This window comes from Streptomyces sp. NPDC046805, assembly GCF_040645355.1.
Classification (GTDB): Bacteria; Actinomycetota; Actinomycetes; order Streptomycetales; family Streptomycetaceae; genus Streptomyces.
The window spans coordinates 1-1158 of the sequence record NZ_JBEYYC010000093.1 but is presented as its reverse complement, the minus strand read 5'-3'; the positions used below and the strand labels follow the sequence as shown (position 1 = coordinate 1158).

At 36.9% G+C, this 1158-nt stretch carries 1 protein-coding gene; it reads right to left on the bottom strand.

Annotation, left to right across the window (positions count from 1 at the left end; translation table 11 throughout):
* Window positions 1-56: 56 nt before the first annotated feature.
* Window positions 57-947: an IS982-like element ISLll1 family transposase gene (locus ABZ910_RS36315; protein ID WP_043736692.1), complete on the bottom strand. Its 891-nt coding sequence runs from the start codon at window positions 945-947 to the stop codon at window positions 57-59.
* Between the last annotated feature and the right edge of the window lie 211 nt (window positions 948-1158).

The following is a 1158-nucleotide window of genomic DNA, read 5'->3' as shown; positions in this document are numbered from 1 at the left end:
AGGGACTCTAAGGAGTCCCAATTTTCTTTTTTTAAAATACCCGAATTGCTAGTTGATTATTTAGCCATGACTTGATACCCGATAGAATATCTTAAAGTCTCTGGTTCCAGTGATTTAGCTGATTTTAACAGTAAAGAATACGCTAAAAGTATCATCTCTAATTTCAATTGAAAACCTTGAGGCGAACGACTTTTACAACGCTCAGCTCCTAGATTTGTCAAAAAAGAGAAAACTCGCTCAATCACTTTTCTACGTTTTGAAAAATTAGGGAAAAGGATTTTCTTTTGCTTCATGTTCTTCCTGACAGGTGTAATTAGATCAATTCCTTTTAATTCCAGCCTATCATGCAGTGACTGACCTAAATATCCCATATCTCCAAGGACTGTTGGTGTCCCAAATTGACTCAACACTTCCTCGGTCATTGAACTATCAGCCATTGAAGCAGGAGTAATTGTGTAGTCTATGACATAGCCTGATTCACTGACTAAAGCATGACATTTACATCCATAGAAGTACTGTCCCTTTGTAGCATTGTAGCCAACATTTGCATAATCTCCAAGAACTTTGCTTCTGAAGTTACGAATAGGCTGACACAAAGGAATGGGGAAGCTGTCAATAATGGATACACTCATTCCTTCAACCTCTTTAAAGACGAGTGCTTGGCGAATGACTTGGATACTCGGTAAGAGGGCATTACAACGGCGGACAAAGCGAGAATATTCTAGGAAATTAGGAAATAAACTTTGAGCCAGTTGGTGCTTAGCTTTAAGCGTTTCACTAAAATGCAGTACGCCCCAGAGGTAACAAGCGATAACTAAGCAATCTGATGTTGCGAGATGGACGTTCTTTCGGTTTTGAACCTCAAGGGGAACACTCGTTTGATAAAGCGTCTCAATGGTTGTCAGTAAATAAACAAAAACTTTTGGAAGTGTGCTATTATAAGTCATATAAGTCGTGCGCTTTCTAATGCTTAGTGGTTTAAGATTAGGATAGCACGACTTATTTATTTTCCAATGAAATTAACTAGCAATTCGGGTATAATAAAAGCATTTTTTAATATGATTACTGCTTTTATTATTTCCTCCAAAACTGTTGTTTTACCTTCATTTCCCGTAATGTTCAGAAAATTCATGAAGATATCCAAAATGATAATTTTTT